The sequence below is a fragment of the Variovorax sp. Varisp85 genome (genome assembly GCF_047304045.1).
GTDB lineage: Bacteria > Pseudomonadota > Gammaproteobacteria > Burkholderiales > Burkholderiaceae_C > Variovorax.
This window is the reverse complement of sequence record NZ_JBGLYN010000128.1, coordinates 1-4684: the sequence shown is the minus strand read 5'-3', so window position 1 is coordinate 4684 and position 4684 is coordinate 1. Positions and strand designations below refer to the sequence as shown.

The window sequence follows — 4684 nt, the reverse complement described above, 5'->3', positions numbered from 1 at the left end:
CCCCCCCCCCCCCCCCCCCCCGCCCGCCCCCCCCCAACGGCAACGCGTTCAACGCGCAACGGTTTCGAGGAACACGAAGTCCGCGATCAGCCGCTCGCCGTTCTTGCTCGCCGCCAGCGCCTCGCGCAGCCGCAGCAGGTAGGCCGAGGCCAGCTCGAAAGGCGGCCGGCCGGATGTTTCTGTAAAAGGCGTCGGCGACGAGAGCACCGTGATCAGCACGCTGCCGAAGGGCGGGCTCACCAGCCAGCTCGAAGGGACGTCGCGGCCCAGCTCCAGCGTCTCGCCGGCCCGCAGCCGCGTGGGCGCCTGTCCGGCGTTGAGGTGCATGACCGAGCCGTCGGCGGTGTAGTAGTCGACCCAGATGTAGCTGTCGTGGCGCGGCGCCACCACCCGCACGCGCACGCCGTCGCCCTCGCGCAGGTCGCCTTCGCGGGCCGAAGGTGCATCCACCTCCAGCCCGTAGGCCTTCTCGCGGTTGCGCGCCTGGTAGGGCTTGAGGATGGCGAACACCTCGCAGTGGGGCCACACGCGCAGGCCGACGTCGAAGCGCGGCGCCTGCACGCCGGGAATCGCGCTCACTTCGCTCTTGACGCGCGGCAGGTCGCCGGGCACCGAGACGAAGCCGGTGACGTGCGTGCGGCCCTCGGGGTCGATGCCGGCCGTGAGGTCGGCGCAGGCGAAAGTCTGCAGATGCTGCTCCACGCGCTGGCCCGGGCCCGCGGCGGTGGCCGGCGGCCCGGTGGACCACAGCCACAGCAGGTAGAGCAGCGGCAGCATCAGCGCCAGCGCGGCACTGCTGTGCAACAGCGTGCGGTCGCGCCGGCGCGTGTCGCCGGGGCCGCGCGGGTCGGGCACGTCATGGGGTTGCGGCGCGACGCGGTCCTGCACCGGGCTGCCGGTGGACAGCGGGCGCAGCTGAAGCTGCCGGCCGTGCAGTTCCTTGAGCTTGCCGAGCTCGCCGTGGTCGCCATCCTCGAAGTAGTACTGGCCCTTGAAGCCGAGCACCAGCGCATGCCAGTACACCTCGCGCACGGGGTCGTCCTGTGGGGTCAGGGCAGACAGGTGATGGAAGAACTCGCTGTGCGCGTTGTTGGAGTTGAAGAGCTGCACCTGCAGCGGGGCTGCGCCAGCCGTGTTGACCGCAGCGGTTGCGCCGGGATGGCGCGCGAGGATTTCGTCGATCCAGGCCACCATTGCGAAGGTTGCCGATTCGATCTGCGCTGCGGGCGTGCCGAAGGCCTCGGCGGCGGCGCGGGCCGCATCGAGCAGCTGGCGGGCCTGCTGCTGTGCGGTCTCGTGCGGCGGCAGCAGCGGCGGCGCGCCGGCCGCGATCGATGCATCCAGCGCGAGACCGAACGAGATGAAGCTGGAGAAGCAGTCGAGAAGGCGAGCCATGCGTGGGCTCGCTCAGCCATGCGTTGCGAAGGATGCCTTGCGCCGGAGTCTGCTGCGATGGCACATGCCCATGTCCCCGGTTTCTTCGAGTAGGCGTTCATTCTTTCAAATGGCTCTCGCCCCGCGCCATACCGCTTGGGGTCTATGCCGTTGGTGGGGCCGCCGCCCTTGCTGCACGGGGCATTCGCCGGTATCTTCAGCGCCTGCAATTCACTGCACGCTGGGACACGGGAAAAAGCATCATGAAAATCCTGATCGCCGACGACCACCGGCTCGTCATCGAGGCGGTCAAAGCCAAGTTGTCGGAGCTGGAGCCTGGCATCGAATTCGTTTTGGCGATGAGCGTCGACGAATTGCTTGCCGGAGCCACCGATGATCTCGACCTGGCCCTGATCGACCTCAACATGCCCGGCGCCGACGGCCAGGCCCACATCGACGAAATCCGCCGCCGCCATCCGGCCGTGCCGCTGATCGTTCTGTCGGGCTACGAAGACCCGGCCATCATGCGCAGCGCGCTCGAGCGCGGCGTGCTCGGCTTCATTCCGAAGGCCTACTCGCCCGAGGTCATGCTCTCGGCCGTGCGGTTGGTGCTGGCCGGCGGCGTGTACGTGCCGCCGATGATGCTGGCTGCGCTGCCGCCCGGCATCGTGGCCGGCGTGGCGCCGCAGGCCGGCGCCGAGGCGCTGGTGCGCAGCGGCAATGGCGGCGCTGGCAGCCAGACGCTGGAGCACCTGCGCAACGTGCTGACGGAGCGGCAGGTCGAGGTGCTGCAGTTGCTGTCGCAAGGCAAGCCCAACAAGCTGATCGGGCGCAGCCTCGGCATCAGCGAGGGCACCGTGAAGATCCACCTTGCGGCGATCTTCCGCGCGCTGAATGTGCGCAACCGCACCGAGGCAGTGGTGGCGGCGCAGGCGCTGACCGAAGCGCAGCAGGCCTGAGCCCGCACGCGCGTGGCGTTCAGCGCTTGGCGAACACGCCGTTCCAGGCGAACACGGAGTTCGGCGCATTCACGCGCATTGGCGTGACGGCGGAGATTTGCGGGGTCTGTCTCTTCGTCGGCGCTTCGTGCTCGACGCGCACGCCCTTGGCGAGTTGCTCTTCGACCAGGCTCTGCAGCGTGACGGAGCCCAGAAACTCCATGACATGGTGCTTGGCGGAGGCCCACAGCGCGTCGGTCGAATAGCAGCCCTTGCCAGCGGTGTCCTTCCTTGGCGAGGCCTCGGTGTCCGCCACGGGCTGGCCATCGACCGAGGCAAGGATGTCAGCCACGGTGATTTCGGAAGCCCTGCGCGTCAATGTGTAGCCGCCTCCAGGGCCGCGCGTTGCCTTGATCAGCGCATGCTGGCGCAGCTTGCTGAAGAGCAACTCCAGCGAAGAACGGGCAATGTGTTGCCGCTGGCTGATCGACGCCAATGGCACGGGGCCGTCCCGCTCGCGCATCGCGACATCGATCATGGCCGTCAAGGCGAAGCCGCCCTTCGTCGTGAGACGCATGGAGTGTTCCTCGGTGGTGAGTTTTGCAAACGATGGACGGTAGGTGTGCAAAAGACCGGGAAAAGTTTCCGACGCGTGGCGGCGGCATTTTTTGAAACAATATGCAGAACGCCGTGGGCTCTCGCCGTTGAGGGGGCGGCCGCTTCCGATTTTCTTGTTGCGCTGGGATGTGTTGATGACTTAGGGGGGAAGTCCTTGCAGACCCGTTAGACCTCATGCCCATCTGCGTACCCGCTCTTTGTAAGCCTCGTACTCTGCCCCAAATAGAGACGCCAGCACGCGTTCTTCCGGGATGATTTGGAACCGGGTGATGTAAAGCACGTACACGACAACCCACAGTACAGCAAACGGATTCGCCAGAAACACTGCCCACGCCAACAGGGTAAGCAAGAGTCCGACATACATGGGGTTGCGCGTATACCGGTACACGCCTTGGATGACCAACGAGGACGCCAAGCTTGCCTTGATGGGGTTCGCGGTGGTCTTGGCGCGCCGAAACGCAACCATTCCGGCGATGCTGATGCCTTGGCCAATGCACACCAAAACGACGGCGCAGAGCACGCGGGCCGGATAGGGAATCTGCACAAGGCCCGCGATGGCTGGCGTCAGCCACATAAGAAGCGCCAGGACAAGCGCCACGATGGGGGGAGGAACCTTCAGTTCAAGCACGCTCATATTACTCCATGAGGTCTAGCACCCGGCCGTGAACACAGCTGTGATTTCAGCCCAGTCCGAACGTCTTGCGCAGGCCCTTTTCGACCGGGCCAGCGGGCATGAAACGGCGCAACTTGGCCAGGAGGGACGCTTCGCCCTTGGGCGTGTGGCGCATCTTCCACGGACCAAGTGCCGCGCTGACCATCGTCGCCACAACGCCTTCAGGCGTGGGCGCCTTTTGCACGTTGTTCTGGAAGGCTTTGGTGACGATGGCAAGCTCTTTGCTGTAGTCCGGGATTCTGGCAGCAGTCTGAGGCGCGTTGAGATCAAGGTTGGTTTTGGTGAAGGAGGGTTCGACCAGCGACACGCGGATGCCGAATTGGCGTACTTCATGATCCAGTGACTCGGACAGCCCTTCAACAGCGTATTTGGAGGCCGCATACAAGGCCATGTACGGCGAACATAGAAAGCCCACCACCGAGCTGACATTGACGATACGACCGGAACGCTGCTGACGCATGTGCGGCAGCACGGCCTTGATCACGCGCAAGAGGCCGAAAAGGTTGGTTTCGAACAGCGTCTGGGCTTCGGCAATCGAGGTTTCTTCAGTCGCGCCCAGCAGGGTCACTCCCGCATTGTTGACCAGCACATCGATGCGCTTGGCCTGCGCGATGATGGCCTGAATGCCTCGATCAACGGAAACATCGTCGCGGATGTCCATCTCAATGAGCGTGACGCCAGGTATGGCTTGGGCCTTTGCCGTGTTGCGCACGGTGCCGAAGACCCGGCAGCCTTGTTCGGCAAACTTTGTGGCGGCGGCGCACCCGATGCCTGACGACACGCCGGTGACGAGGACAACTTTGGAATTCGACATGGCAGTTCCGTTGTGTAGAGGCAGTGGAGTGAGGAGGATCAGTTGTGTAAGGAGGCAGGTCTGATCGGATTGCGTGCCATGACGATCCACGCTGCGCCGTCGATCATCACCGAACGCTCGCCGGGGAGGCCTGCGAAGACGGCACGAACCGCGGCCGAGGCGCGGGCGCGGATGTCGTCGGGCTGATCAGCGAGCGCGCGCGAAAGCGGGCCGACCTCGAGCGCCATCTTCACCGCGTCGTCGATCGCAGCGTCCCGCGTCCCGCCC

General features: G+C 65.4%; 5 protein-coding genes and 1 pseudogene. 1 reads left to right on the top strand and 5 read right to left on the bottom strand.

Annotation, left to right across the window (positions count from 1 at the left end; translation table 11 throughout):
• Positions 1-48: 48 nt before the first annotated feature.
• On the bottom strand, positions 49-1395 hold the full coding sequence (locus ACCC97_RS28570) for a DotU family type IV/VI secretion system protein (RefSeq protein ID WP_413336324.1): 1347 nt from the start codon (positions 1393-1395) through the stop codon (positions 49-51).
• Between the two features lie 242 nt (positions 1396-1637).
• Here ACCC97_RS28570 and ACCC97_RS28565 point away from each other — a divergent pair, with 242 nt between their 5' ends.
• Complete coding sequence (locus ACCC97_RS28565) at positions 1638-2333, top strand: response regulator transcription factor (RefSeq protein WP_007830939.1); 696 nt, start codon at positions 1638-1640, stop codon at positions 2331-2333.
• Between the two features lie 19 nt (positions 2334-2352).
• Here ACCC97_RS28565 and ACCC97_RS28560 read toward each other — a convergent pair whose 3' ends face one another.
• From ACCC97_RS28560 to ACCC97_RS28545, 4 genes and pseudogenes are all read right to left on the bottom strand, one after another.
• A complete protein-coding gene (locus tag ACCC97_RS28560; RefSeq protein ID WP_413314941.1) occupies positions 2353-2889 on the bottom strand; it encodes an Rrf2 family transcriptional regulator in 537 nt (178 codons plus the stop codon).
• A 213-nt stretch (positions 2890-3102) separates the two neighbouring features.
• Positions 3103-3564: a methyltransferase family protein gene (locus ACCC97_RS28555; RefSeq protein ID WP_413336322.1), complete on the bottom strand. Its 462-nt coding sequence runs from the start codon at positions 3562-3564 to the stop codon at positions 3103-3105.
• Between the two features lie 46 nt (positions 3565-3610).
• The gene (locus ACCC97_RS28550; protein WP_007830949.1) at positions 3611-4417 is read right to left on the bottom strand and encodes an oxidoreductase; all 807 of its coding nucleotides are present in this window, start codon (positions 4415-4417) and stop codon (positions 3611-3613) included.
• 38 nt (positions 4418-4455) lie between these two features.
• Positions 4456-4684 (bottom strand): annotated as a pseudogene (locus ACCC97_RS28545) (SAM-dependent methyltransferase); the annotation flags it as partial.

What these genes read in the sequence shown, in the direction of transcription:
- ACCC97_RS28570 (WP_413336324.1), bottom strand. Translation starts at nt 1,395, where the DNA reads ATGGCTCGCCTTCTCGACTGCTTCTCCAGCTTCATCTCGTTCGGTCTC.
- ACCC97_RS28565 (WP_007830939.1), top strand. Translation starts at nt 1,638, where the DNA reads ATGAAAATCCTGATCGCCGACGACCACCGGCTCGTCATCGAGGCGGTC.
- ACCC97_RS28560 (WP_413314941.1), bottom strand. Translation starts at nt 2,889, where the DNA reads ATGCGTCTCACGACGAAGGGCGGCTTCGCCTTGACGGCCATGATCGAT.
- ACCC97_RS28555 (WP_413336322.1), bottom strand. Translation starts at nt 3,564, where the DNA reads ATGAGCGTGCTTGAACTGAAGGTTCCTCCCCCCATCGTGGCGCTTGTC.
- ACCC97_RS28550 (WP_007830949.1), bottom strand. Translation starts at nt 4,417, where the DNA reads ATGTCGAATTCCAAAGTTGTCCTCGTCACCGGCGTGTCGTCAGGCATC.